This is a genomic window from Burkholderia sp. 4NA327C6 (genome assembly GCF_005502655.1).
Taxonomy (GTDB): domain Bacteria; phylum Pseudomonadota; class Gammaproteobacteria; order Burkholderiales; family Burkholderiaceae; genus Burkholderia; species Burkholderia contaminans.
This window is the reverse complement of sequence record NZ_SCNZ01000002.1, coordinates 79426-105619: the sequence shown is the minus strand read 5'-3', so window position 1 is coordinate 105619 and position 26194 is coordinate 79426. Positions and strand designations below refer to the sequence as shown.

General features: G+C 64.7%; 23 protein-coding genes and 3 pseudogenes. 4 read left to right on the top strand and 22 right to left on the bottom strand.

From position 1 onward, the window contains the following. Positions 1-22: 22 nt before the first annotated feature. Positions 23-469 (bottom strand): hypothetical protein, encoded by a 447-nt coding sequence (locus tag FFS49_RS02295; RefSeq protein WP_039366307.1) that lies wholly within the window; start codon positions 467-469, stop codon positions 23-25. Continuing rightward, positions 441-1040 carry a nucleotidyltransferase domain-containing protein gene (locus FFS49_RS02290; protein WP_039366304.1) on the bottom strand — a complete coding sequence of 200 codons (600 nt, stop codon included), beginning with the start codon at positions 1038-1040 and terminating at the stop codon, positions 441-443. Before FFS49_RS02290 ends, FFS49_RS02295 begins: the two co-directional genes overlap by 29 nt. Before the next feature lie 156 nt (positions 1041-1196). Between FFS49_RS02290 and FFS49_RS02285 the strand changes: the two are divergent. Continuing rightward, a pseudogene (locus FFS49_RS02285) lies at positions 1197-1340 on the top strand (DUF2000 family protein); the annotation flags it as partial. 30 nt (positions 1341-1370) lie between these two features. On the opposite strand, the gene FFS49_RS02280 reads toward FFS49_RS02285, so the two are convergent. The 4 genes and pseudogenes from FFS49_RS02280 to FFS49_RS43050 form a co-directional block, all read right to left on the bottom strand. Next, positions 1371-1721, bottom strand: coding sequence for a VOC family protein (locus tag FFS49_RS02280; RefSeq protein WP_105818221.1), 351 nt, complete (start codon positions 1719-1721; stop codon positions 1371-1373). Positions 1722-1787: 66 nt separating this feature from the next. Further along, positions 1788-2711 (bottom strand): DMT family transporter, encoded by a 924-nt coding sequence (locus FFS49_RS02275; protein WP_105818222.1) that lies wholly within the window; start codon positions 2709-2711, stop codon positions 1788-1790. 13 nt (positions 2712-2724) lie between these two features. Then, positions 2725-2841 (bottom strand): annotated as a pseudogene (locus FFS49_RS42340) (2OG-Fe(II) oxygenase); the annotation flags it as partial. Next, positions 2836-3102 (bottom strand): annotated as a pseudogene (locus FFS49_RS43050) (hypothetical protein); the annotation flags it as partial. The pseudogenes FFS49_RS43050 and FFS49_RS42340, both read right to left, overlap by 6 nt. Positions 3103-3234: 132 nt before the next feature. Here FFS49_RS43050 and FFS49_RS02265 point away from each other — a divergent pair. Next, positions 3235-4086, top strand: coding sequence for a LysR substrate-binding domain-containing protein (locus tag FFS49_RS02265; RefSeq protein WP_039366292.1), 852 nt, complete (start codon positions 3235-3237; stop codon positions 4084-4086). 82 nt (positions 4087-4168) lie between these two features. On the opposite strand, the gene FFS49_RS02260 is transcribed toward FFS49_RS02265, so the two are convergent. From FFS49_RS02260 to FFS49_RS02240, 5 genes are all read right to left on the bottom strand, one after another. After that, the gene (locus FFS49_RS02260) at positions 4169-4870 is read right to left on the bottom strand and encodes an ABC transporter ATP-binding protein (protein WP_039366289.1); all 702 of its coding nucleotides are present in this window, start codon (positions 4868-4870) and stop codon (positions 4169-4171) included. Further along, a complete protein-coding gene (gene livG / locus FFS49_RS02255) occupies positions 4870-5643 on the bottom strand; it encodes a high-affinity branched-chain amino acid ABC transporter ATP-binding protein LivG (protein WP_105818224.1) in 774 nt (257 codons plus the stop codon). Before livG ends, FFS49_RS02260 begins: the two co-directional genes overlap by 1 nt. Continuing rightward, complete coding sequence (locus tag FFS49_RS02250) at positions 5640-6911, bottom strand: high-affinity branched-chain amino acid ABC transporter permease LivM (protein WP_105818225.1); 1272 nt, start codon at positions 6909-6911, stop codon at positions 5640-5642. The genes livG and FFS49_RS02250 overlap by 4 nt, the downstream gene beginning before the upstream one ends. An 11-nt stretch (positions 6912-6922) precedes the next feature. Next, positions 6923-7849, bottom strand: a complete 927-nt coding sequence (livH, locus tag FFS49_RS02245) for a high-affinity branched-chain amino acid ABC transporter permease LivH (protein ID WP_034186151.1) — start codon at positions 7847-7849, stop codon at positions 6923-6925. A gap of 181 nt (positions 7850-8030) precedes the next feature. Beyond that, positions 8031-9149 (bottom strand): branched-chain amino acid ABC transporter substrate-binding protein, encoded by a 1119-nt coding sequence (locus FFS49_RS02240; protein ID WP_105818226.1) that lies wholly within the window; start codon positions 9147-9149, stop codon positions 8031-8033. An 813-nt stretch (positions 9150-9962) separates the two neighbouring features. On the opposite strand from FFS49_RS02240, the gene FFS49_RS02235 reads away from it, so the two are divergent. Then, complete coding sequence (locus FFS49_RS02235; RefSeq protein WP_224755763.1) at positions 9963-10586, top strand: hypothetical protein; 624 nt, start codon at positions 9963-9965, stop codon at positions 10584-10586. A gap of 204 nt (positions 10587-10790) precedes the next feature. Here FFS49_RS02235 and FFS49_RS02230 read toward each other — a convergent pair whose 3' ends face one another. The 8 genes from FFS49_RS02230 to FFS49_RS02195 all read right to left on the bottom strand — a co-directional run bounded on the left by FFS49_RS02230 (position 10791) and on the right by FFS49_RS02195 (position 21955). Next, positions 10791-11294, bottom strand: coding sequence for an SMI1/KNR4 family protein (locus tag FFS49_RS02230; RefSeq protein WP_071332122.1), 504 nt, complete (start codon positions 11292-11294; stop codon positions 10791-10793). Positions 11295-11303: 9 nt separating this feature from the next. Further along, positions 11304-15590, bottom strand: coding sequence for an RHS repeat-associated core domain-containing protein (locus tag FFS49_RS02225; protein WP_105818228.1), 4287 nt, complete (start codon positions 15588-15590; stop codon positions 11304-11306). Continuing rightward, positions 15587-16060, bottom strand: coding sequence for a DcrB-related protein (locus FFS49_RS02220; protein ID WP_071332121.1), 474 nt, complete (start codon positions 16058-16060; stop codon positions 15587-15589). The genes FFS49_RS02225 and FFS49_RS02220 overlap by 4 nt, the downstream gene beginning before the upstream one ends. Before the next feature lie 17 nt (positions 16061-16077). After that, a complete protein-coding gene (gene tssI / locus FFS49_RS02215; RefSeq protein ID WP_105818229.1) occupies positions 16078-18216 on the bottom strand; it encodes a type VI secretion system tip protein TssI/VgrG in 2139 nt (712 codons plus the stop codon). 389 nt (positions 18217-18605) lie between these two features. Further along, positions 18606-19118, bottom strand: coding sequence for an OmpA family protein (locus tag FFS49_RS02210; protein WP_071332119.1), 513 nt, complete (start codon positions 19116-19118; stop codon positions 18606-18608). A gap of 86 nt (positions 19119-19204) precedes the next feature. Further along, on the bottom strand, positions 19205-20473 hold the full coding sequence (locus FFS49_RS02205; RefSeq protein WP_105818230.1) for a diguanylate cyclase: 1269 nt from the start codon (positions 20471-20473) through the stop codon (positions 19205-19207). Beyond that, positions 20470-21174 carry a YfiR family protein gene (locus FFS49_RS02200; RefSeq protein WP_105818231.1) on the bottom strand — a complete coding sequence of 235 codons (705 nt, stop codon included), beginning with the start codon at positions 21172-21174 and terminating at the stop codon, positions 20470-20472. The genes FFS49_RS02205 and FFS49_RS02200 overlap by 4 nt, the downstream gene beginning before the upstream one ends. 325 nt (positions 21175-21499) lie before the next feature. Beyond that, on the bottom strand, positions 21500-21955 hold the full coding sequence (locus FFS49_RS02195) for a surface-adhesin E family protein (RefSeq protein WP_137909782.1): 456 nt from the start codon (positions 21953-21955) through the stop codon (positions 21500-21502). Positions 21956-22175: 220 nt separating this feature from the next. Here FFS49_RS02195 and FFS49_RS02190 point away from each other — a divergent pair, with 220 nt between their 5' ends. After that, positions 22176-23417, top strand: coding sequence for an FAD-binding oxidoreductase (locus FFS49_RS02190; protein WP_105818232.1), 1242 nt, complete (start codon positions 22176-22178; stop codon positions 23415-23417). A 30-nt stretch (positions 23418-23447) separates the two neighbouring features. Here the strand turns inward: FFS49_RS02190 and FFS49_RS02185 are convergent, their stop codons facing one another. The 3 genes from FFS49_RS02185 to FFS49_RS02175 form a co-directional block, all read right to left on the bottom strand. Then, a complete protein-coding gene (locus FFS49_RS02185; protein ID WP_039366255.1) occupies positions 23448-24215 on the bottom strand; it encodes a FadR/GntR family transcriptional regulator in 768 nt (255 codons plus the stop codon). A 68-nt stretch (positions 24216-24283) separates the two neighbouring features. Then, the gene (locus FFS49_RS02180; protein ID WP_105818233.1) at positions 24284-25174 is read right to left on the bottom strand and encodes an amidohydrolase family protein; all 891 of its coding nucleotides are present in this window, start codon (positions 25172-25174) and stop codon (positions 24284-24286) included. Between the two features lie 60 nt (positions 25175-25234). Then, the gene (locus tag FFS49_RS02175; RefSeq protein ID WP_011354234.1) at positions 25235-26176 is read right to left on the bottom strand and encodes an ABC transporter substrate-binding protein; all 942 of its coding nucleotides are present in this window, start codon (positions 26174-26176) and stop codon (positions 25235-25237) included. Between the last annotated feature and the right edge of the window lie 18 nt (positions 26177-26194).

Sequence of the window (26194 nt, the reverse complement as noted above, 5' to 3'; positions counted from 1 at the left end):
CGACGATTCAACACGATAACGGCTATTGCGCGTGCAGCAACTCCGGCTTGTTCCCGTCCATCCACGCCTTTACATCAATCAGGAGCGCCGACGCACTATCGAAACACTCGCGAACCGCCGACGCCTGAACCACATCCCCGGAGTAATCGGACAGATTGCGCTGCTTGCGCAGCGCGTCGAGTACGATCATGCGCTCAACCGGCAAGCCGATTGTCTGTGGAAGCGTCTGGATCGCCGTCTGGTGGTGCCCCGGCCGACTCGTCAATGTACGAAATCCGTTCGCGTGCAACGCCAGCATGGCGAGTTGCATGATCGCCTTATAAGCCGCATCAAAGCGGTTTTCGTTGCTCAATGCTGCGAGTTGCGCATCCGCCAAATTTCGTTCCGCTGCGGCCAGCAGGCGCATCGCTTGTTCTCGGTCCGGCCGGACCGCATCGAGACTAACGCCGAGCAAGTTCTGCAAGGTCATGGTCGCTACCAATCAAGAAAATCTTGGGTTTTCCAAGCACGTCCCGCAAAAAGGCATCCTGCCCGGCAACGCCGTCGCGAAACTCGTCCGGGGACAGCACCTTGGGATTGATATCCCGCCCCAATGTCGCCTGTGCGTCGTAAAGCAGCCGGACCACCGTTGCAAAACCAACCGAGCCGATCACCATCACATCGACGTCACTGTCCGCCGTCTCCTGACCACGCGCGACGGAGCCGAACACGAACGCCACACTGATTTCCTCGGCGCAGGGCAACAACGCGTCGGACAGCACATCCCCCATACCCGAGGTCTTTCGCATGATCGAAGCGAGTTCCTCGAAAATGGGACAACTTCGATTCGCTCGATAACGCACCTGATTGCCTTGCCGGTCCCGGCTCAGGATGCCGGCTTCGGCCAGCTTGCTCAGTTCCTTGTGCAGCGTACCGGGCGTCGTGCCCGTCAAACGGGCGATCTCGCGGACATGCAACGCCTGGTCGGGCCTCAACAGGAGCAGGCCCAACGCGCGGCGCCGATAGTCACTAAACAGGGTCGAGGCAATGGATCGTAGCATGATTGACTACGATTGTAGCTCAAATGGCTACAAGGCATAGTCCGAGTCGCCGATTCTGCATCGACTTGAGTGGATTACCTGAATGTAGCCAATTTAACTACGATCGAAGCAAATCTAGCTACATACTTACTCCGCTCAGCAAGCAGCCCGCCATGTCACAGCGCGACCGGGCACGACGCGGCCAATCGTGACGTGTTTCGCGCCGGCGACGCGGAAAATCTCGACTTCGTCGGACTGGCGTTGCGCGGACCGAAGAAGGCGGTCGACAAGGCGGTGAAGGGGTTGGCGTTGCATGCGTAAACATTCGTCAAGCCGCCCCGGCGGGCAGCGTCAGCGATGCGCGAGCACGTTGACCAGCTTGCCGAACGGATCACGCACATAGAACCGCCGCACGCCCCACGGCTCGTCAACCGGGCCGTATTCGACCGGAATCCCGGCCGCCTGCACGCGTGCGAGCGCTTCATCGACGTCGTCGACCTCGATCGACAGGTCGGGCGTCGGCGTGCCCGATCCGCCCTGCGACGCGAAGCTGATCTGCACGTCCATCCGCTCGGCATTGCCGTAGGTCGCGATCCAGCCGTGGTCCATCAGCAGCTCGAGGCCGAAGATCCGTTGGTAGAAGCGCTTCGCTTCGTCGACTGATCGGGTGTCGACATTGGCGACGATCCGTTTGACTTTCATCGGGTTCCTTCGCGGGGCATGACAGTACCGCGACGCTACACCGGAACCGCACGCGCAACCAGGGCATCAGCGGCCAGCCGCCTCCATGTTCGCCCGCCGCGCCCGCGCGGGCCGCTCCACGTACTTGCCGGCCAGCCATACGCCAACTGCGACGACGACGATGCCGAGATACGTCGTTACCTCGATGCGGTCGCCGAACATCCATGCGGCCCACATCAATGTCACGGGCGGCTCGAGATAGACGAGGGTCGCCACGCGCGTCGCGGGCATGCGCTTGAGCAGCGCCCACAGCGACAGATAGGCGATGAAGGTCGAGAACACCGTCAGCCACACGACGGAAACCCACACGTTCGGCTGGGTCGGCACGTGCAGGTCGCCCGTGACGATCCCGCACACCGCGAACAGCACGAGGCTCACGCAGCCCTGCACGAACAGCGGCAGGAACAGCCCGTCCTCGTTGCTGCGCGCGGCCGTCAGCGCGCGGCGGCGCTGATAGATCGTCGCGATCGACAGCCCCAGCGCGGACACCAGCGGCAGCAGGTACATCACGAGCCCGACCGACCCGGCCGGCAGCGCATATTGCCCGCCGATCACGATGCCCACGCCGACGAACCCGACGACGAGCCCGGCCCACTGGCGCGCCCCGCTGCGCTCGCTGCCTTCCACCGCCGTCATCGCGGCCGTGATGAGTGGCTGCATCGCGGCGACGATCGCGGCGATGCCGGGCGGCAGGCCATGCTGAATCGCCACGTACACGCACGCCAGATAGAGAAACTGCGACAGGAAGCCGATCACCGCGTGATAGCGAAGCTTCTCCCACGTCAGGCGCCCGAGCTGCCGGTTGAGGACGATGGCGAGGCACAGCGTGACGAGCAGGAACCGCCAGAACAGCAGGTTGAACGCACCGGCCGTCTCCGCGCCGAGCTTGGCGCCGATGAAGCCGGAACTCCACGACAACACGAAAACGAGCTGGAGCAGGAATAGCTGCATGGGGCGACGGCTCTCAGAAAGTTGCCGGGGACAGGCGCTGGTCCGCCAGATCCTCGGGGCGAATCGGTTCGAGCCCGAGGCGGTGATACTGCAGTTCGGCGTCGTCCCGGAGCGCGCGCTGCAGCGCGAGCCGCTCGCTCAACTTGCCGATCGCTTCGCGCAACGAACCGTTGCCGTCGCGGTCCGCGCACAGCGCGGGGCTCCGCACGCCCAGCTCGTTCAGGTTGCGCATCAGCGAAAACACCTCGCGCCCTGCTTCCTTTCTCCTCGCGTCATCGTCGCTGCGCTTGAGCGTCGAATACTTTTCGTGATTCTCGACCGTCCATACCGACTCGGCCTTCAACTTCCTGTCCCGCACCAATGCATCTACAACGAAATCATTGATCGACATGAATCGTTCCCCGGATACGTGCAACGCGCGACCGGCTGCCTGCCGTTGTCTGCCTGTTGACCGAGAATATGGGATGCTCAATAATTCCGTCAATCGACATTACCTGAATCACTGATTCGGAAAAACCAAATCATGCCGCGCACCCTGGACGTCGACCTGCTGCGAACCTTCCATGCCGTCGCGAAACTCGGCCGCTTCAAGGATGCGGCCGCGCATGTGAATCGCAGCCCGTCGTCGGTCACGGCGCAGATTCAGAAGCTCGAGGAAATGGTCGCGCAGCGCTTGTTTACGCGGAACAACCAGGCCGTCGAACTCACGCAGTACGGCCACAAGCTGCTGAGCGACACCACCGAGTTCCTGCTGAGCCACGACCGGCTCGTCGAATCGCTGTCACCGCAGATGCTGACCGGAAAGCTGCGGCTCGGCATCCCCGATTCGTACGCCGCGCACTTCATGGCGGAATTCCTGCCGCGCTTCGCCGCCGACCGGCCGCTGCTGGAGCTGACGGTCGAAGCACGCTCCAGCGAAGAGCTGCAGTCGCTGTTCTCGCGCGGCCAGCTGGACATCACGATCGCCGTGGTGCCGAAAGCGATGCCGCACGGCGAGCTGCTCGGCAAGACCCATCCGGTGTGGGTCGCCGCGCGAACCTTCAAGTTCAATCCCGACGCGCCGCTGCCGATCGCCGTGCAATTGCAGGGCTGCCCGTACCGCGATACCGCGCTGAACGCGCTCAAGAAAGCGAAGATCCCGCACCGGATGCTGCTCGAGAGCGCCAGTTCGCCGGCGGTCGAGGCGTGTATCGCGAACGGCCTCGCGGTCGGCCTCATCGAGCACGATCGCGTGTCCGGCAACCTGACGAGCCACGTCGCCGGGATCGTGCTGCCCGATCTCCCGCCGCACCTGATCACCATCCTGACGGACGACAGCAATCGCGCCGCGCTGCATCTGCGCGACGTACTGAAAAGCACGTTCAGGATCGGATGAAGACAAGGCCGGGAACCGGCCTCGCACGAGAAAGCAAAAGCGGAAGCGCCGCCGGCCCGTTGCGGGCCGGCGGCTTTCGGCATCAACCGCCGAGGTAGGCCTGCTTGATGCGATCGTTCGCGAGCAGGTTCGCGCCCGTATCGGCGAGCACCACGCGCCCCGTTTCGAGCACGTAGCCGCGATCGGCCACACCGAGCGCCTTGTTCGCGTTCTGCTCGACGAGGAACACCGTGACGCCTTCGTCGCGGATCGTCCGGATGATGTCGAAGATCTGCGCGATCACGAGCGGCGCGAGGCCAAGCGTCGGTTCGTCGAGCAGCAGCAGGCGCGGCTTGCTCATCAGCGCGCGGCCGATCGCCAGCATCTGCTGTTCGCCGCCCGACATCGTGCCGGCCCGCTGCGTCGCGCGTTCCTTCAAACGCGGAAACAGCTTGAACACGTGCTCGATGCCGTCGTCGATCTCGTGACGGCTCGCGAAGAAGCCGCCCATCTTCAGGTTCTCGAGCACCGTCAGGCTCGGGAACACGCGCCGCCCTTCCGGCGAGATCGCCATCCCCTGCCGCATGATCTGGTGCGTCGACATCGCGGTGATGTCCTTGCCCTCGAACAGCACGCGGCCCGACGACGCGCGCGGCGTGCCGCACACGGTCATCATCAGCGTCGTCTTGCCGGCGCCGTTGCTGCCGATCAGCGTGACGATCTCGCCCTTGTTCACCTCGATCGACACGCCCGCGAGCGCCTCGACCGCGCCATAGTGCGTATGGACCTGTTCCAGCTTCAGCATCACTCTTCCCCCAGATACGCCTTGATCACGCGCGGGTCGTTGCGGACCGCTTCCGGCGTGCCGATCACGATCGGCCGGCCGTGCTCCATCACGAGGATGCGGTCGGACACGCCCATCACGAGGCTCATGTCGTGTTCGATCAGCAGCACCGATACGCCGAACTCGCGGCGCAGCCTGTCGATCAGGTGCTGCAGCTCGATCTTCTCCTGCGGGTTGAGGCCGGCTGCCGGCTCGTCGAGCATCAGCAAGCGCGGCTCGGTGATCATGCAGCGCGCGATCTCCAGACGCCGCTGATGCCCGTACGACAGCGTGCCCGCCGGCCGGTTGGCAACCGACGTCAGCCCCATCCGGTCGAGCCACACGGCCGCGCGTTCGAGCGCTTCCTTCTCGGCACGGCGATACGCGGGGGTCGAGAACAGGCCGGGCAGCAGCCCCGCCTTCACCTTGCGGTGCTGCGCGACGAGCAGGTTCTCGACGACGGTCAGCGACTTGAACAGGCGGATGTTCTGGAACGTCCGCACGAGGCCCTTCAACGCGATCTTGTGGCTCGGCAGCCCGCCAATCGCGTGGCCGTCGAGCACGACGTCGCCGCCGGTCGGCTTGTAGAAGCCGCCGACGCAGTTGAACACCGTGGTCTTGCCCGCGCCGTTCGGCCCGATGATCGCGAACACTTCATCGCGACGCACATCGAAATCGATCCCGTCCACCGCGAGCAACCCGCCGAAGCGCATCTGCAGCCCGGCGACCTTCAACAGTTCTGCATTCGCGCTCATTGGGGCAGCTCCACGTGGGGACGGCTCGCGGGCAGCAGGCCCTGCGGACGCCACATCATCATCAACACCATCACCAGACCGAAGATCAGCATCCGGTACTCGGCGAAGCCGCGCGCGACTTCCGGCAGCACGGTCAGCAGGATCGCCGCGAGAATCACGCCGAGCTGCGAACCCATCCCGCCGAGCACGACGATCGCGAGGATCAGCGCCGATTCGATGAAGGTGAACGATTCAGGATTCACGAGGCCCTGGCGCGCCGCGAAGAACGCGCCGCCGATACCCGCGAACGCCGCGCCGAGCGTGAACGCCGACAGCTTGATGCGCGTCGGGTTCAGGCCGAGCGAACGGCACGCGATCTCGTCGTCGCGCAGCGCTTCCCACGCACGGCCCATCGGCATGCGGATCAGGCGACTCGTCACGAACAGCGTGAAGCCGACCAGCACGAGCGCGAGCAGGTACAGGAAGATCACCACGTGGTCGCCGCTGTATTCCAGCCCGATCAGTTCGTGGAAGGTTTTCGCGCCTTCGACGCTCGCGCTGCGCGCCATCTCGTAGCCGAACACGGTCGGCTTCGGGATGCCCGAGATGCCGTCCGGCCCGCCCGTGAGGCTCGTCAGGTTGTTCGCGAGCAGGCGGATGATTTCGCCGAAGCCGAGCGTGACGATCGCGAGATAGTCGCCGCGCAGGCGCAGCACCGGGAAGCCGAGCAGGAAGCCGAACGTCGCGGCCGCGATCGCGGCGAGCGGCAGGCATTCCCAGAACGACAGCCCGAAGTACTGGTTCAGCATCGCGTACGTATAACCGCCGACCGCGTAGAACCCGACATAGCCGAGATCCAGCAGCCCCGCGAAACCCACCACGATGTTCAGCCCGAGGCCGAGGATCACGTAGATCAGCGCGAGCGTCGCGACGTCCACTGCGCCGCGCGAGCCGAAGAACGGCCACACGAGCCCGACCGCGAGCAGCACCCAGACGATCACGCGCTGCTGCTGCGCGCCCATCGCGGGCAGGGCCGGCAGCTTCACCGACGATTTCGCGCGCACGAGCCACGGCTTGAACAGCTGGAACAGGAACACGCCCGCGACCGCGATCCATACCGGCCGCCAGTGCGGCGTGAGCACCACCTGGTAGCCTTCGAGCCTCAGCTGCAGCCCGAGCACCGGAATCGTGAGGATCGCCGTCAGGAACGCGGCGGCCACGGCATTTTTCAGCGCCTGGCCGATCGAAGCGTCGGCGGCCGGGCGGCGAACGGAAATGACTTGACTCATCTGCGTCTCCCTCAAACCTTTTCGATGTCCGACTTGCCGAGCAGGCCGGTCGGGCGGAAGAGCAGGATCAGCACGAGCAGGCCGAACGCCACGACGTCCTTGTACTCGGCCGGCATGTAGCCTGCGGCGAAGGTTTCAGCGAGGCCCAGCAGTACGCCGCCGAGCATCGCGCCCGGGATGCTGCCGATCCCGCCCAGCACCGCGGCGGTAAACGCCTTGATGCCCGCGACGAAGCCGATATACGGGTTCAGCTTGCCGATCGTCAGCCCGATCAGCACGCCGCCGACGGCGGCCAGCATCGCGCCGAGCACGAACGTGAACGAGATCACGCGGTTCGTGTCGATGCCGAGCAGGTTCGCCATCTTCATGTCCTCGGCGCATGCGCGGCACGCACGGCCCATCCGCGAATGCGAGATGAACAGCGTGAGCGCGATCATCAGCACGAGCGTCACGCAGACGATCATCAGCCGCGAATACGGGACGGTCACGTCGAAGTCGCCACCGAGATGGATGTCGAACGCGCCGGAGATCAGCACGGGCACGGACACGTCGCGCGCGCCCTGGCCGATCTGCACGTAGTTCTGCAGGAAGATCGACATGCCGATCGCGGAGATCAGCGGCACGAGGCGCGGGCCGCCGCGCAGCGGCCGATACGCGACGCGCTCGACCGCGAAACCGTACAGGCCGGTGACGATCACCGACACGATCAGGGCGGCGCCGAGCACGAGCGGCAGCGGATAGCCGGCCGAGATGCCGATGGCGGTGAGGGTCACGAGGCCCACGTAGGCGCCGATCATGTAGATCTCGCCGTGGGCGAAGTTGATCATGCCGATGATGCCGTAGACCATCGAATAGCCGATGGCGATCAACGCATAGATCGCACCCAGCGTCAGGCCGTTGACCAGCTGCTGGGCGAATTGAGGAAAGAAGTCAGTCATGTGCGGGAAGCTCCCGTTGGCGTTGTGTCGCATGCCGTCGCCGGATCACGGCGTGGCCGCGCGCAACGCACGGTGTCGTCTCGGGCCGCTCCTTGGCTGCGCACTGGGCCGATGCGCTGCCAATACGCACCCGCCCCGTCCGGGTCTCGGACAGGGCGGGTGCGCGGGCGGGTACTCCGTCTTACTTGGCGGCGGTCTTCGTCGCGTCCTTGTGCCACGTGTACACGACGAACTTGAACGCTTTCAGGTCGCCCTGCGCGTCATACGCGACCTTGCCGATCGGCGTGTCGAACGTCGTCTTGTGCATGTACGCGGCTACCTTCGTCGGGTCGGTCGTCTTCGCGCCCGCGATCGAGTCGGCGATGATCTTCACCGCTGCGTACGACGGCATCTGGAACGGGCCGTTCGGGTCGCGCTTCTTGTCCGCGAACGCCTTCACGAGGCCCGCGTTGGCCGGATCGGCCGAGAAGTCGGCCGGCAGCGTGACGAGCATGCCTTCCGACGCCGGGCCGGCGATCGCCGTCACGTCCTTGTTGCCCACGCCTTCAGGGCCCATGAACGTGGCCTTCACGCCCTGCTCGCGCGCCTGGCGCATCAGCAGGCCCATTTCCGGGTGGTAGCCGCCGAAGTAGACGAAGTCGACGCCTTGCGACTTCAGCTTTGTGATGATCGCCGAGTAGTCCGAATCGCCGGCGTTGATGCCTTCGAACAGGACGACCGGGATCTTCGCGGCTTCGAGGTCCTTCTTCACCGACGAGGCGATGCCCTGGCCGTACGACTGCTTGTCGTGCAGGACCGCGACCTTCTTCGGCTTCACGTTGTTGATGATGTAGTGCGCGGCGGCCGGCCCTTGCTGGTCGTCACGGCCGATCGTGCGGAAGATAAAGTGGCGCTTCTTGCCTTCCGTCAGCTGCGGCGCGGTGGCCGACGGCGTGACCATCACGATGCCTTCGTTCTCGTAGATGTCCGACGCGGGAATCGTCGAACCCGAGCACACGTGGCCGATCACGTACTTGATCTTCTGGCTGACGATCTTGTTGGCGACGGCGACGGCCTGCTTCGGTTCGCATGCGTCGTCCATCATCACGACTTCAAACTTGTTGCCGCCCGCACCGCCTGCAGCGTTGACCTGCTCGATCGCGGTCAGCGCGCCGGCCTTCACCATGTCGCCGTATTGGGCGACCGAACCGCTCATCGGACCAGCGATGGCGATCTTCACGGTTTCCGCTTGCGCGGCGGCGGCGCCGGCGGCGAACAGCACGGCGGCGGCGGAAATGGACGTAAGACGGGACAGCGTCATCTGGGAGCTCCTCGATGTTGTTTAGTCATACGGGCAAAGGCGGCATGACTTGCGCAATCGAACAGCACCCGGGGCGAGGACATGGGACACGCCCGAGACACATAGAAGACGGAACTCCAGCGGAATGTTGCGTAGCGGGGCCCGGCTCTTGCAGTCCCCGAAGGGGACGTCTGGTTCGGAAAGACATCGTGATGCGTCTTGCATTGCGCAAGCGTTTCGCCTGCCCCGCTTGCCAGATCGCTTGTTCGGAGGGATGGTCCGACAGCCATTGGCAAGGCAGTCGAAATTATATGGGCGTTTTTAAATCGTCTGTCAAAAATGCCGGTCGACCGAGGGAAAACACGGAGGGTTTTGGGGGTGGCGGTGGCGATGGGGGCGCAACCTTGGGCGGGGCGAGAACGTTTGTCTGGGGTGCAATTGGGTTGCTATGGGGTGGGTCGGATCGGGCGGTTGCCTTGCTGCGCTTGGCTTTCGGCGATATCGGATTTCGTGCGATGCGTTTTCGGGTTACTAAGGGACCTATCGCCGAAAATCAATCGACTGATGATTGTTTGGATTGGCACCAACTCGGGGCGGGCGGTCGGGGCGGTCAATCCTACTGTTTACAAACACCGACTAAACATTTGGAAGCTAGTTGTTATTTTTATGAAATAATGCGAATCCGCTTCTGCAATCCAGCCAGCCTTCCTGTGAGTCGCGCACGCAGCGCCTCGCAGCCGCTTCAGGGCCGCTTCGACGCCCGTCCGTCGCCCAGCCGCCAGCCAGTGATCTGCCGTTTTTTTCTCATTGCATATCACCTGCTTCGGAACGCTGATGAATCACCCTTTCTGCCTCTCTTCCGCCGCCGCGATCGCGTGTGCGCTTTCCGTTTCTGCCGCCAATGCTTCCGGGCGCGATTCGCCGACCGATCGGTCGGTGGGTGCCAATGTGTTTCGGTCGGAGCGCAGGGCTGCTGCTCGGGATGACGGGCATGCGGCGCGGATGAGTCGTCGCCAGGCGAAGTACGCTGCGCCGGTGGAACGCACGCCGTTTGACACGCCGGATACGCGTCCGCTGCGGGTGACGGGCGATGCGCTTGTGGTGCCGCCGCCTTCGGCCAAGCATGTGCCCGATTTCGGGTTGCCCGCGAATCGCGTTGCGCTTGGCGCGGGTGGGAACGATAGTTTTGGTCGCGCGGTGCCTGGCTATGAACAGCGCGCGGAGAACTGGAATGAATACCTGCGGGCCAATGGCTCGCGACTAGCTGGTGGCGGTGGTTCGTATGTACCGCAGCGCCCGTACGATGCCCCGCGCGGTCCACATGGCGCGCCGAATCCGTTCGATCCCTCGGTGCCGCAACCGGAAACGCGGACGTTCTATGACAACGGCGCGGGGACGAAGTGCAAGGCCGCAGGTGGTACGGGAACGTGGCGGTCGTCTTGCAATATCGGCTGGTGAGGCGTTGGGGGTGGTCGCGCGCACGTTGAAACGGGCAGGGCACGCGCGGCCACGTGCCGCGCGCCGGCCGACGCTATCCGCACCCGGTCAACGAGATTTCTTCCGTGAAGCCGACGAGTTCGCGCAGCCTTCCGATCAGTAAATGATCTTCAGCATCTGATCTTGCCGTTTACATCGCTACTCCGTGGTTTGCCGGCGGCTACACTAGCAATCACTGATTAGATCTTCGAACTCGTCGCCAGAAATCAAGCCATCAATAAATTCCTGCAGGGATGGCGCCACAAACTCTATGACCTCACGTCCTTCATCGTCAACAACGTCTCGATTAAGAAGGTAGATCGCGTGGCCATCAAGCTTCATGAGATGTGGATATCCACTCACATCGAATGCAAATGGAATGTACTCGTGCTTATCGAACAGTGCTTGAGTATCCGTGTAATCGATATAATTTTCTTCCAGCGTCGATCCATCAACGGTTGACGGGTACTTAATTGGATAGAACCCGTTGAACGTTACACCATTTGCATCGCAAGGGTCGACTCCCTTCGGGATGTAGCACATCTTGAAACAGTCCGGAAATCCACCGTTCGCTTTCAAATAATGCTCCCGGAGATCGTCTGGCATTCGGATACCAAATTGGTTCTCGAAGTTCGAGATATCGTCTTCAGTCAATGATTTGGCCAACTTGACCAGCTTCAACTTGCTCATAGAACTCTCCTAATGGCAGCCACCGCTCTTCGGTTTCTTTACTCGCCACCCCTTCTCCGTCGCAAAGTCTCGAGCAGCTGCCGTGTCGTATTTCGTTCCACTGTGCTGCTGGAACTGTGACACGCCACCGTCATGAGAGATTGACCGATGGATATCTCTCTTGACCAACTGCATCGTGACTTCCCCGGTCTTGGGATCAAAATCGCTCATATGGTGCCACGTGTACTCTCCCGACGCTTCCCGGGGGATCTTCGACGCATTGAACGCCTGCGTGTCGTCCAGGGAACGATATCCTTGCATCTTGATTTTAACGATGGCACTTTGCCCTTCGCCAGCCTGATATAGCCCGTTGTTGGAGAAGTCGACGCTCGGTACTCGCGGCGCCCAGCCCCACGGATCAATCCACACTAAGGGATTCGGCGTGTATTGATAGAGGTTCGCGCCACCGTTCAGTCCGATCGGATCCGGGTTGATGAACCGCCCGATATCGGGATCGTAGAATCGGAAGGTGTTGTAGTACAGCCCGGTCTCACGGTCCAGATACTGTCCCTGAAAGCGCAGGTTCTGCGGCCGCGGTACGTAAGCCGGTGAAGATGCCGCCTTTACTTCGCCCGACGCCGGCCGCTTCGGCGCCCGTGCAATCCATTCTTCCTGTACCGCGTTGCCCCATACCTTGTAGCGCGCTTGCCAGACCAGCTCGCCGTCGACGTCGGTCAGTTCCTCTGGCAATCCCGACACGTCGTTATGGAAATAGTAGACAGTGTCGCGCACCTCCGCATCGTTGGCCGCCGGCGCCGCCTGATCGATCCGCGCAAGCGGCACGTAGCTGTCCGGTTCGTACAGATAGGTCAGCGCCTGTTCGCCGAGACGATCGTGATAGATCTCCTGGACGAGTCTCATGCCGTCCCATACGAAATCCGTTCTCGTATAGCTACCATTGAGCTTGCGGACGCGTCGACCGAACGCGTCGTATTCGAAATGTGTGGTCGACACGCCGAGCCGGTCCTTCGTCACGACGGTCTTTAGCTGATTCCAGTCATCGTATTCGAACGTCTGTTCTTTGGCGGACCCGTGGCCGCTGAGCTTTCGTACGAGCCGCCCGTACGCGTCGTACTCGAAGCGCTTGTCCTCGAACATCCTGAGCCGGTTGTGCTCGACGTAGCCACCGGGGTGATCGCTCGACACCAGGTTAGCGGCCGCATCCCAGCGAAACACCTCGGACGGCAGTCCGGACCCGGTCGCCTGCTCGATGCGGCCGGTCGGGTCGTAGCTATAGCTGGTCGTGCCGTAGCGTTGATCGCGCTTCTGGACGACGTCGCCTGCTGCATCGTATTGCCACTGCTTGGCAAGCAGCGCTTCCGCTGACACACCGCGCTGCGCAGCGGCTCTCGCGCGGCGGCCGACGGCGTCGTAGCCGAACTGGCTGGTCAGCTTGCCCTGCGTGCGGAGCACCTCCCGATGCAGATCATCGCGCTCGATGTCGGCGATCGCGGTATCGTTGACGCGTATCTGGTGCACGTGACCGGAGCCGTAGTGCAGCCAGTCGATCGTCTGCTCGCCCGAAACGGTGGTGCTGACGCGATTGCCGAGTTCGTCGTACGTGTGCGCGAGCCATCCAGTCGGCGTGTACTCCTCGAGCACCTCGCCGCGCTCGTCGAATTTCAGGGTGACGCAGCTTTTCAGCGACGGATTAGGGCCGGTCAGACTGTACAGCGCGCCCGACGCGATTCGCCCCGCCTTGTCATAGCGGTATTCGCAGCGCTCGCGTGCAGCTTGCTTGGCGATAAGTTGACCGATCGCGTCGCGCTCGAACGTGATCTGGCGTTTGCCCTCGTGCAGTACAACTCCTAGCCCGCGAACATCGTATTCGTACGCGCGTACGCTTCCGTCCAGGCCGACCTCCTCGACCAGCAGGTCGCGGTGGTCGTAGCGGAAGCGATAGGTCTCGCGGTTCTCGTTAGTGAGGCTCGCGAGCCTGAATGCATCGTCGTAGCCGAAGCGTACGACGCGGTTAGCCGCATCAGTGCGTGACAACAACAGACCGCGCGGATTCAATTCGTAGCGCGTGCTGCGTTGGTTCGGGTCCACGACCTCGACGAGCCTACCGGCGTCGTCGTAGCGGAACCTCTGGCAAGCGCCATCGGCCGTCGCGATCGCCGTGACGCGTCCCATCGCGTCGGCTTCGTATTCGGTGGCGTGGCCCGCGGCATCGGTCACGCGCGCGAGCGTGCAGCGCGCGTCGTACGCGAAATGCGTGGTCTTGCCCGAACAGTCAGTGTACGAGGTCAACTGCGCGCGCGCGTTCCATGAGAGGAATTTGTAGCCGCCGCGCGCGTCGCGAATCGTGTGCACGAGACCGCGCTCGTCGCGGTGATATTCGGTCGCGAATCCCGCCGGATCGCGCGTCATGGTCAAATTGCCGCGCTGGTCGTAGCGGTAGATCCAGCGTGCGTTGGCCGGATCGATCTCCGCGACCGGCAGGTCATAAAAACCGTTCCACTCGGTGCGTGCGATCTGGCCGAGCGCGTCGATGCGCGCGGTTTCACGGCCGCGCTCGTCGTATTCGAAGCGCGTCACGTGGCCGGCCGGATCGGTCGCGCTGATCAGTTGACGCATCTCGCTCCACTCAAGCAGCCACACATGGCCCTCGGCGTCCGTATGGCTCGTCGGCTGCTGATCCTCATTCCACGTCCAGCGCGTCACGCGACCGATCTGGTCGGTGATCGTCACCGCACGCTGCGCGAGATCCGCGTCGAACGTGTACGCTTCGCCGTCGTTGGTCCAGTGGCGCACGACACGCGCATCACGACCAACACCCTGCCACGCATAAAAACACTGCAGGCCGCCACGCAGCGTGTGCTGGACCATCAGCCCATGCTCGTATGCGAAGCGTCGCCCGATATGACCGCTACGATCGGTAACGGCCACCAGTTCGCCGGCGTTGCCATACGCGTACCGCACCAGCGTGTCGGGTTGCTCACCCTCAACTCCACGGGTCAGTTCGATCGCGCCAATACGTTGCGGATGCAACTTGTCGTACGACAGGGTCAGCAAGCGACCGGCGCTATCGTGCAACCGTACGGGCCGCACGACCTCGTCGTGCGCTTCTCGCTCAACCTCGATCCAGTTGCCGTTGCGATCCTCGAGTCGCTGCAGCTTGAGCGTCTCGATGTCCGCAGTGGTCCGCGCACGCCCGAAATCGCGATAGAGGCCGTCGACGGTTTCGACCACGTAGTGACCGCCGGCGGTGCAGATCAGATACATCCCCTCCGGCACGCTGTAGTGGCTTTCACCGGGCGACACGGACGGGCACACGATGTCTCGGCCCTGTTCGTCCCAGTAGGTGATCGACACGATTTCGCCGTGTTCGCGCACAAGCCGCAGTTCGACGCTGATCGGTACGCTCCAGCCGAGCCCGAGCAGGCTGTCGGCGCGGTCATCGTGGCTGCTGTAGAGGCGCCGCCAGACGATCGGCAGCGGGCCGGGCAGTTCAAAATCGGTGTCGTCAGTGCCGTCCAGGATCTTGCCGCCGGTGATTACGTTGACCGGGTGGCCGGCCGACGGCCGCATCAGACTGCCGAGCGCCGTGCCGAGCAATCCTGCCGCAAAATTCAACCCGAGACACGGTAACGCACTCTTGAACGCTTTCCAGTTCATCTTGCCGCGGCCGCACAGCGCGAGCGCTATGCCAATCGCGGCCCCGAGCCCGGCCACCCACGGCCGCGCTGCGCTGATATCTCGCACCGTCTTCGTGCCCCCTCCAATGAACACATTGGGCGAACCTTTGGAGATGGTGCCGTCGCAGGTGGTCTTGTCGTCGACGCGCGCCGCAGGCAGATTGTTGATGTACACGCTGTCCGACCCCTGCGCGATCATCTGCGGGCCGGAATGGTCCTGGCATTGAACGGGGTCCATGTCCGCGCCGTCGGCTGCGCGCGCGGCTTGCCGGTCGTTAATAAAGACGTCTGGCGAGCCGTTCGCGATCTTGCCCTTTTCTTCAGGCGGTGAAATCGCATTGGCGAGACCCTTTGCGGCCTCGTCGATTTCGTCATTCAGTCCCGAGCCTTGCATGTAGGCGGCCACGCCAACGCCGATCGCCAGTACGAGCGGCGTGGCGAGCCCACCGGAGCCGATTTCGAGAGCGAGCAACGCGCCACCGACGGCCACTTCGGCCAGCGTTGTCAGCGCCCAGCCGATGGCCATGCCCCCCAATAGTGAGCCCCCCATCCCTAGCAGGTCGCCCATCAGCGTGGTATGGGTGAAGGGATCCTCCTTGCGCGCGGCGGGCTGACTCATGAGCGGCCGATATCGGAAACGAGTGAGGGCGTAGCGGGACCGTGCGTGCGCGGCTGGAAGCTCTCGAGCATTCGGTGTCCGATTGCACGTTGCTCATCGGTCAGCGGTGCCCCGCTGGTCAGCGTCATCACGATCACCTGGCCGCCGGCATCGAGCTGAAACGCGGTCTGATGCTGGTGAAACGTGCGACCGTCCTGCTCATGCGTGGATTCCGTTTGTACGCCCGGGCATTCCGCTTGACCCACCTTCACCGATCGCCGTGTCTGCACAGCGAGGTCCTTCGCCGTGCGCGACGCCAGTTGCCATTCACGATCGACGAAGGAATCGATGGACTCGGCGTCGCGCAGCCTGCCGCGCGATACGACGAGGCTCAAGCCGCCCGGCTCGATAGGAAGAATCAGCATATTGACGGTCCGATCGAGCGCCGCGTCCGGCAGTTCGAAGGTGCCTTCGTGGATTGCGTAGTGCATGGCTGGTTTCGTTCGAGTTATTTGTTAAGGTCGATACGCGTGCCGTTGATCATCACGCCGTCGTCGGTCATCAGGATCACGGAGCCCTTGTGCTCGAGGCGGATGCCTTCCGGCGCGAGCGAGATCGAGCTGTCCATCACCTTCAGGAGGATGCCGCGCTCGGCCATGTGAACCTGCGTGCCGCCGCCGCCATCCTTGGCCGGCGTCGTCACCTCGACGGTGGTCGCGGTCGTACTGCGCTTCTGGGCGATCGTCTCGGTCAGGTTGCCCTGCGGAATCTGCTTCTCTTCGCTCCCCGTCGCCACCAGCACAGTGCGCAGCGGCCCCAGCACCTTGTGCGTCTCGTTGTTCTCGACGACGGTGTTCATGTCCTTCTGCGCGTGCATGAAGAATTCCTGCATGCCGTTCGTGTCGGTCATGCGGATCTCGTTCGACCCCTGCCCCTTGTGCGTCTGACTCTTGATCCCCATCGTCTGGCCGGCCGCACCGTGGTACGGGTTGCCCTGCTCGCCATTGAACACGCGGCCGACGATCACCGGGTTGTCCGGGTCACCCTGGTTGAACGCAACCAGCACTTCCTGCTTGATCCGCGGAATCGCGGCCGCGCCCCAGCCGTCGCCCGCCCATGGTTGCGATACACGCACCCACATCGAATCGGAGCCATCCTTCTTGCCGCGCCGGTCCCAAGGGAAATGCACCTTCACGGCGCTGCCGTTCGTGTAGATTTCCTCGCCCTTCGGCCCGACGACGATCGCCGACTGCGTGCCGTGAATCACCGGCTTCGGCGTGCCGCGCGGCGCACGGTACGGAATCTTCTTCGGCAGCAGCGCGAAGCTGTTGCGGTACGGCAGCTTCGCGCTGTGCTGCGTGTAGTCGTTCACTGCCTCGTGACGCACGTGCAGGATCACGTATTCCTGGTTGTTCTCGAGCACCGGATGATTCGCCACCGTCACGGCGCCGGCCGTCGTCATGCGCCAGGCATAGCCGCCGCCGGTATAGCGATGGGCCTGCGCCTCCTCGGCTTCCATCGCATAACGCGCGTAGCGGTTGCCGTCGTCGCCGTGGTCGTACAGCGACTGGTGCTCGAACCGCTCGGTCGCGTCGAGCCGCGCATGCTTGAGGTTCTGCGGCCCGGCCTCCACCAGCATCAGCGGCGACGACGGGTTCTGGTGGTTGAAGTCGCGGAACGTGACCTTGCCGACGCCAAAGCGCCGGCCTTCGTGCAACTGGTCGATGCCGCTGTCCTCGCTCGCCTCGGTAGCCGCGAACGGCACCGTCGCCAGCCCGTCGATCGGACGAAACAGCAGGTTCGAATCGCCAATCACCAGGAAGTGCTTGTCCTTCTCGTAGCGGTGCGTCCAGACCAGCCCCTCCTGCTCCATCAACCGCGCGCAGAAGTTGTAGTAGCTCTCCTGGTACATCACGACGTACTCGAGCGGCTTCTGGGCCGTGCGGATATCGAACACGAAGTCGGAGAAGCCGTGCTCCTGGAAGATCTCGGTGAGGATGTCCTGCGCGGTCTTGTTCTGGAAGATCCGGCAGTCGGTCGAGCGCGTCAGGAACCAGAACCATGGCACCGCCGTCAGGTGATATTGCGTGACGTTGCCGGGGTTGCCGGCGCGGTCGAACGACGCGACATAGCCGTCGAAGTAACGGTCGTTGTCGGCGGCGCCCGATGCGACGACGCGTTCGAGCGTCGACAGGCGCGCTTGCTGGTCGAACCGGATCTTGACCTGCTGGCCGATCAGGTCCTCGGGGCGCAGGTCGTGACGATGCGACAGCAGGTCGAGATGAATCTCCGGCAACCGGTTGACGTGCTCGTCGACGACGGCGGCGCTGACCAGCAGCACGTCCGGGCCGAGCGGCGTCTCGAGCGTCACGTAGCGGTTGAGCTGGGTCAGGCGGGCGGGGTTGGCGGCGCCGTTGATCGCCTCGGCGATCGCGCCCGGCGTCTTGTCCATCAGCGAGAAGCCTGTCTGCGCGAGCTGCATCGCGCGCTGGACGGTGTCGACGTGCCCGGCCAGGCCCGCGAGCGGCCCGAGGCTGCCGGCGACACTCGATGCAACCGGGCCGGCGAGACCGCCGAGCGCGCTCAACGAGCCGAGCGCACTACCGCCCATTCCAGTGGGAATACCCCCGTTCGGAGCGAAACTCATGCTTGTTCCTTCTTGTGTTCTCAGGTTCCTGGTGCCGGTTGACCGGCCCGAAGCCCCGATAATGTAGGACAAAATCCGGACGCGTGAAAGACACCCGCAAACGTTTCCATTCCGGCCCCCGATAGCCCGAAAACAGGCCGGCGGCAGGGCCGCCCGGACGCGGCTCCCCACGCCGAAGCACCGCGCCAGCACGCGCGGAACACGACACAATCTGCATGAAACGTGTGACAGATCCGTACGGGGCGAGGCATCGCCCCCAGTCACGATGAAATAGTGCGAACGCTCGGGAAGGGAACGCGCGCCGGCTGGCGCTGCTGTGCCGCGATGCTCGATCGAGCATCGCGTTTGATCGCATGACGCACGATACTTTCAAATGCCTTTCATGCCAATCACCGCGGCGACACCACGATCGCCGCCCGCCGATTCTGCGCCCTTCCTCCCGGCGTCTTGTTGTCCCCGACCGGGTCGCGCTTCCCTTTCCCGACGATCGCGATGCGCTTTGCATCGAGCCCCACGTCGACCAGTTCAAGCGCGACGACCTCCGCCCGCCGCCTGGACAACTCGAGGTCATACTCGTCCACGCCTTCCTCGTCCGAATATCCATAGACCCGCACCCCGTTGATCCCCGCCGAGTGGAGCGTGCGACCGATCCTTTCGACGATCCGCCGCACATCGGGCTTGAGGTTGTAGCGATCGAAATCGAACAGGATCGGCCCGGTCGAGCCGAACTCGAAACCCTGCTGGGTTTCCTGGAAACCGGCCGACTTGAGCGCCGTGACCTGCGTCTGCGTCAATCCACGATGAAGCGGCGGTGGCGTCTTGCAGCCTCCCAGCAGCATGCATAAAAGCAGCGTGCTGCCGACGCACAAGCGCCCAAGCCCAACCGGAAACGTGTTGTCCATCATTGACCCCTTCGATTGCACCCGCATCGCGAGCGCTTTTTCAAGCGACTGCCGCGGCCTCGCCCGCAGCGTGAAACGATGAACCTTCAAGCCGCCCCCGCGACTCCTTCGGCCAGTTGCCACGAGCCTGGCCGGGCGCGCTTGGCGCGGTACATCGCGGCATCCGCCGCCCGCAGCAAGCCGCTCGCATCCGACGCGTGATCGGGATACAGCGCAATGCCGGCACTCATCATGGTGGCCACCACGCGGCCGTCGGACAGCTCGATCGACGGCGCCATGCCGGACAGGATCTCGTCAGCAATACGACATACGCTATCCGCGTCGCGCACGGCCGGCAGCATGACCGCGAATTCGTCGCCGCCCAGGCGCGCGACCAGGTCGGCCTCGCGCACCTGCGTGCGCAGCCGTGACGCGATGCCGATCAGCACCGCGTCGCCGGCTTCGTGGCCGAGGCAGTCGTTGATTTCCTTGAAGCGGTCGCAGTCGAGATACAGGATCGCGACCCGCTGCCCCGTCACGCGGGCCTCGCCGAGGGCGAGCGCGAGGCGCGACTCGAGCTGCACGCGGTTGGGCAGCCCCGTGAGCGCGTCGTGCGTCGCCTTGTGTTCGAGCGACGCGTTCTCGTCGCGCAGCGTGTTCTGCCAGTCCTCGAATTCGTCGAGCAGCGCGTTGAAGTCGTCGCCGAGCTGGTTGAGTTCGGCAATCGCCGCGGGCTCGACGCGCTGCGCGAACGCACGCTCGCGCCGCACCGCGTGGGCGACGCCGGCAAGCGCGCGCAACGGCGAAACGATGCTGCGCAGCAAGCGCTTCGAGCTGATGTACGCCCCGATCACGCTGACGGCCAGGCAACCGAGAATACCGCCCACGCCACCCAGCAGGAATCCGAAGAACTGATGGCCGCGGCCGCGCACGACCACGTGGCCGACGATGATGCCGTCGTGCATCACCGGCGCGGTCACGGGCCCCGGCAGCGCGAGGTCGGCAACGACGCGCTCGAGCCGCGCGATCCCGCTGCCGGCAGGCAACTGCCACGTCGCGAACGGTTCGTCCTTGCTATCAGTAACCACCACCTGTGCGACATCCTCGTCGCCGGCGATCAGCCCGATCGCCTCGGCCGCCGCGACGCGGTCGCCGAACACGAGCGCGGCCTCCACCGTATAACCGAGCGAGCGGGCCAGCAGGTTCAGGTTGTTGCCGGCATACGCACGCAATGCGATCACGGCCACCACGATCAACGACACGGCGGCCATCGTGACGGCGACGAATGCGAGGCGCAGGTGCGCGCGACGCAGCACGCTTTGCAGCGTCGGGCGCGGCACGCGCGACAGCGAAACCGGAGGCGTGGATCGTGTCATGGTGCCCCCGGCCGCCGCGCGAGATTGAGCACGTTCGGATGCACGCGCACGCCGCTGCGTGCCACCGCGTCGAGATTGATGTCGAACGACACGCGATCGCCGTCGACGTTGAGGCAGAACATGCCGCCTGCGGTGCAGGACGGATCGTGTTCCGAAATCGTCAGCACCGGATGGCCGGCCACCGCGCTTCTCACGCGGGCTCTCTCGTCTTCACTCAGGGTGCCGAGATAGACGATGTCGCAGGCGATGCCGAGCGCGGCATCGTCGAAGCGCACACGCTGCACGTCGAGCAGCGTCGAGCCGGCCTGCAGCGTGTCGGTCAGGCCGCGCGCGTAGTCGGGCCGGCCCGTGACGCACAGATGCAGGCGAACGGGTGTGGTCGGCCAGCGGGTGAAGCTGATGATGCCCAGCACGACCTGACGCACGGCCGTGTCGTGTGACGCAGCTTCGGAATCGGCGGGGGCAGGATTCGCGCCGGCAACCGTGCGCACCATGTCGACCGGATCGACAACCTCGGCGGAAGCCCCGGCGAGCACGGCCTGTGCAGTGCCCAGAACGCAAACGATTGCGGCCAGCGCGTGGCGCAGCGGAGCGGTTCGACCCGGGCAGCCGGGCACCGTTCGTGCGGCGATTGCCGCCGCGTCCGCTGGCGTCGCTGCAGTCGCGAGACCGGCAGCCGGCGCGCACACTTTCGCATCCATGATGGCAACATCCGCTGGCGTCGCTCCGGCGCTGCCTCCCGCCTCCCTCCATGCGCGTGCAGGCACCGAATTACGCGCATGATGGCTTCATCTTAGGTAAAAATTCGCACCGCCAACCAGTGGGAAACACCCGCGAGAAGCAGTGGAAAGTATGCGGAATCGGCGCGTGTGCGCGGATGTGTCTTCCGGTGTCGAGCCGGTGCCGACGTCGGCGCCGGGAAATTGATCAGTGGAATGGACGCACGGTCCGCGCAAACTTCATACGATCCTCAACGGATTCCGAAGCGTCGATCTCCGCGCGTCGTGCCGCATTCGAGTCACGAATCTACGTTGCCCGGCAACGACGAAATCGAACCGCACACGTTGCCCGCGGTCGCGAAGTTGCACAAACAAATTGCGTGATCGCGTATCCGAAGGTACGAGGCTTGTAAGTTCGAAAGTTATCCTGCTGGCCATCGATCGAGTTGACCTCGTCGGGCTGAACGCCGTAACCGGTCGATCGACCGATCGCAGCGGTACGGCGTGCGCAATCGATCGACCATTGCGATATGACTTTCTCGGTCGGAAAGCCCACGCGTAGCGTTGACGCGGGCCTGTCGTAAACCAGCTTCACCAGGACGTCGGCGCGGACACCCTTGCGATCGAGCGATGACGACGAAAGGCTCACGGCGACGCCATCGTCCCGGGAAATCTCGACCCAGTCGTTGTCGTACTTGCTTGCAACAGCATTCGATGCGACCAGAGCGACAACACACGCGACAGTCGCTTTCATCGTGATCATGGGCAATGCGGAGCGGGCAAGTGGCCGGCACGCGCATGCTGATGCCCGCGTCGTCGCGACGATCGCGAATCGTCGCGCGCGGGCCACCCGCCATGCGCAGGCCGCGCGCGTCCTCTTGGTGCCCCACGCCGCCGCGAGTATGCTTGCAGTTCGAACGCTCTCCAACCCGGGCGCTGACGCCTCATCGCGGGCGCGCGCCGCTCACCGTCACTCACCACTGATGGATTTCGACGTCATCGTTCTCGGCGCAGGCATCGTCGGCGTCTCCGCAGCACTCCACCTGCAGGATCGCGGGCGCAAGGTCGCCCTCGTCGATCGCGGCGCGCCCGGCGAAGGCACGAGCTTCGGCAACGCGGGGCTGATCGAACGCTCGTCGGTCGAACCGTATCCGTTCCCGCGCAGCCCGTTCACGCTGATGCGCTATGCGCTGAACCGCTCGACCGATCTCTACTGGCACAGCGCGTCGCTGCCCGCATTCGCACCATGGCTTGCACGTTTCTGGTGGGAATCGGCGCCGCTGCGCCACGCGGCCGCGTCGCGCGACATGCTGCCGCTGATCGAGCGCTGCATCGTCGAGCACGACGCGCTGATCGCGCGGGCCGGCGCCGGCGAGCTCATCCGCGCGAACGGCTGGCTGGAAGCGTTCCGCACGCCGGCCGCGTTCGAACGCGGCGTGACCGAAGCCGGGCTCACCGCGCGCCGCCACGGGCTCGGCATCACGCCGCTCGATGCCGCCGCGCTGCGCGCGCACGAACCGAGCCTCGCGCCCGGCTTCTGCGGCGCGCTGCACTGGCTCGATCCCAAAAGCGTCGTCGACCCGTCCGCGCTCGTCAAAGCGTACGCGCAACTCTTCGTGCAAGGCGGCGGCACGCTGCTGACGGGCGATGCCGCGAGCCTCGACGCGCTGTCGCCGGGCTGGCAGGTCAGGACGCAGGACGGCATGGCCGCCGCGCCGGCCGTGGTCGTCGCGCTCGGCCCGTGGTCCGACACGGTGTTCGGCAAGTTCGGCTACACGATCCCGCTGCGCGAGAAGCGCGGCTATCACATGCACTACGCACCTTCCACGCGCGGCGTGCCGTCGGCGCCGATCGTCGATCGCGAATACGGTTACGTGATCGCACCGATGAAGCGCGGGCTGCGGCTGACGACCGGCGTCGAAATCGCACGGCGCGGCGTGCCGCCCACCGGTGTCCAGCTCGAACGCGCGGAACGCATCGCACGGCCCGTGTTCGGTTTCGGCGAGCGGCTCGACCCGCAACCCTGGCTCGGCTTCCGGCCGTGCACGCCCGACATGCGCCCGGTGATCGGCCCCGCGCCCGCGCATCGCGGGCTGTGGTTCGCGTTCGGGCACAACCACCACGGGCTGACGCTCGGCCCCGTCACCGGCCGCCTGCTGGCCGAGATGATGACCGGCGAAGCGCCGTTCACCGATCCGGCGCCGTATCGCGCGGATCGCTTCTGACCGGGCAACAGGTATCGCTTCGAAGCGCGCTCAGTCGAGCGCGCGCCCGAAGATGCGGATCACTTCGTCGAGATGCTCGGCCATCGCGCGGCGCGCGGCGTCCGGGTCGCGTGCGCGGATCGCATCGAGGATCGCGCGGTGTTCGAGCTCCGACCGGTGCGGCATGTCGTTCGGCATGTACAGCGACTGCAGCCGCTGGAACATCAGGTCGTACTTGTGCGCGAGCAGTTGCTTGATCATCAGCGCATACGCGGCGTTGTCGCTCGCCTCCGCGATGCGGATGTGAAACAGCCGGTCGCCCGGATGCGTGAGCGAGCCACTGAGGTTGTCTGCCTGGTTGCGCAGGAACGCCTCGTGGATCGCTTCGATCTGCTCGTCCGAGCCGTGCTTCGCGGCCAGCGACGCCGCTTCAGGCTCGATCAGCCGGCGCGCCTGCAGCAACGCAAACGGCGGGATTTCGGTGTCGAGGTCGAGTGCGATGCCGAGTTCGGGATCGATCTCGACGATCGTGAACGGCGCGGCCTTCTCCGCCGGCACTGGCGCAGGCTCGGGTGCGACGGCCGTTTCGGGATGGCGCACCTTCACGCCGTCGCCGACCCGCACGCTCACGAGCCCGCTCACTTCGAGCGCGATCAGCGCCTCGCGCACCGAGGTGCGCGACACGCCGAACTGTTCGGCCAGTTCGCGCTCGGGCGGCAGGTAGCTGCCCGGCGGAAAATCGCCGGACTCGATCATCGCACTGAGCTTGTCGGCGATCTGCTGGTAGAGGCGGCGGTTCTGAATCGGCTGGATGGACATACGTTGATGCAGGTGAGCGGTTTCGTTCCGGACGGCCTGACGAATCGAGCAGACCATTCGCGCCTATTCTATATGCCGCGCGTCGCCGCGCCCGGCACCGCGTAGCAACGCGCGGCGGTGCCGCCCCACAGCGCGTTGCGCTCGGCGGCCGACAGCCGCGATTCGGCCCAGCGCTCGATGATCGACGCCACTTCGTCATACGACGCGGCCAGCAGGCACACGGGCCAGTCCGACCCGAACATCAGTCGCTGCGGGCCGAACGCGTCGAGCGCCGCGTCGAGACACTGCTCGATGCGCCGGACGTCCTTCCCGCGCAGCCCGCGCGTCCAGTCGGCCTCGGTCACGAGCCCCGACAGCTTGCACACGACATGCGGCAGCGCGCCCAGCTCGCGCAACGCGGCGCGCCAGCGCGCGAACGCCGTGTCGTCGCGCTCGAAGTCGGCGAGTGCCGGCTTGCCGACGTGATCGAGCACGAGCCAGTGCGCGTCGTGCCGCGCACAAAACGCCCACACGTCCCGCATCTGGCGCTCGAACACGAGTACGTCGTACACGTAGCCGTTTGCCTGCAGCCAGGCGATGCCACGGTTGAAGCCCGGCTCCGCGACGAACGCGCCGGCATCGGCCTCGTCCTGCACCTGGTGACGGAAGCCGCGCAGCTTCGGGCTGCGCCATTCGGCAATGCGATCCGCGAGTTGCGGCGCGGCGAGATCTTCCCAGCCGACCACCGCCGCGATGCGCGCATCGTCACGCGCGAGATCGAGCAGGAACGCCGTCTCGTCGCGCCCGGCGCGCGCCTGCACCGCGATCGACGCGCCGATCGCCTGCGCATGCATCAGCGGCCACAGCGCATCGGGCAGGTAGTCGTGCGCGAGCACCGCCATCCCGGCGTCGATCCACGGGTAATCGGCGGCGCGATAGCGCCAGAAGTGCTGATGGGAATCGATACGCACTGCTCCCATGATGCCCTCGTGTCCAGTCGCCGTGGCGGCGGCGCGCGCCACCGCCGCTCGACGCAACGTTCAGTCGTACAACACCGCCGCGATCTTCGGATCGTCGATATTGGTCTTGTCGTACCAGTAGAAGCCGGTATCGATGACCTTCGGCAGCTTCTCGCCCTTGATCGCCTTCACGGCCGCCTCGACCGTCTTGTAGCCGATCCCGATCGGGTTCTGCGTGATCGCGCCGGCCATCAGCCCGCTGCGGATCGCGTCCTTCTGCTGCTTGCCGGAATCGTATCCGACGATCACGACCTTGCGCTTCATCTCGCGCACGCCGTTGACCACGCCGATCGCCGAGCCTTCGTTGGTGCCGAACAGCCCCTTGAGCTTCGGATACGCCTGCAGGATCGATTTCGTCACCTCGGTCGACTTCAGCTGATCGCCTTCGCCGTACTGCACGGTCACGACCTGCACCTTCGGGTGCGCCGACTTCATCCGTTCGAGGAAGCCGTCGCGGCGGTCGATGCCGGTGCGGCTCGTCTGGTCGTGCGCGACCACGGCCACCTCGCCTTCGTCGCCGATCAGCGCGGCGAGCTTGTCGGCGGCGAGCGACGCGGCAGCCTTGTTGTTGGTCGCGGCCGTCGTCACCGGGATGTCGCTGTCCACGCCCGAGTCGAACGCGATCACCGGGATCTTCTCGGCCTGCGCCTTCTTCAGCAGCGGCAGCGCGGCCTTGCTGTCGAGCGCCGCGAAGCCGAGCGCGGCCGGCTTCTTCGCGATCGCGGCCGACAGCATGTCGATCTGCTTGTCGACCATCGCCTCGGTTTCCGGGCCTTCGAACGTCACTTTCACCTTGTAGTCCTTCGCGGCCTGCATCGCGCCCGCTTTCACGGCCTGCCAGAACTGATGCTGGAAGCCCTTCGAGATCAGCGGGATGTAGGTTTCCTGCGCCTGCGCGCCGGCCGTGACGCCGACGGCGAACGTCAGCCCGACGATCGCGTTCAACACCTTGCTCCTGATCACTTCACGTCTCCTTTTTTC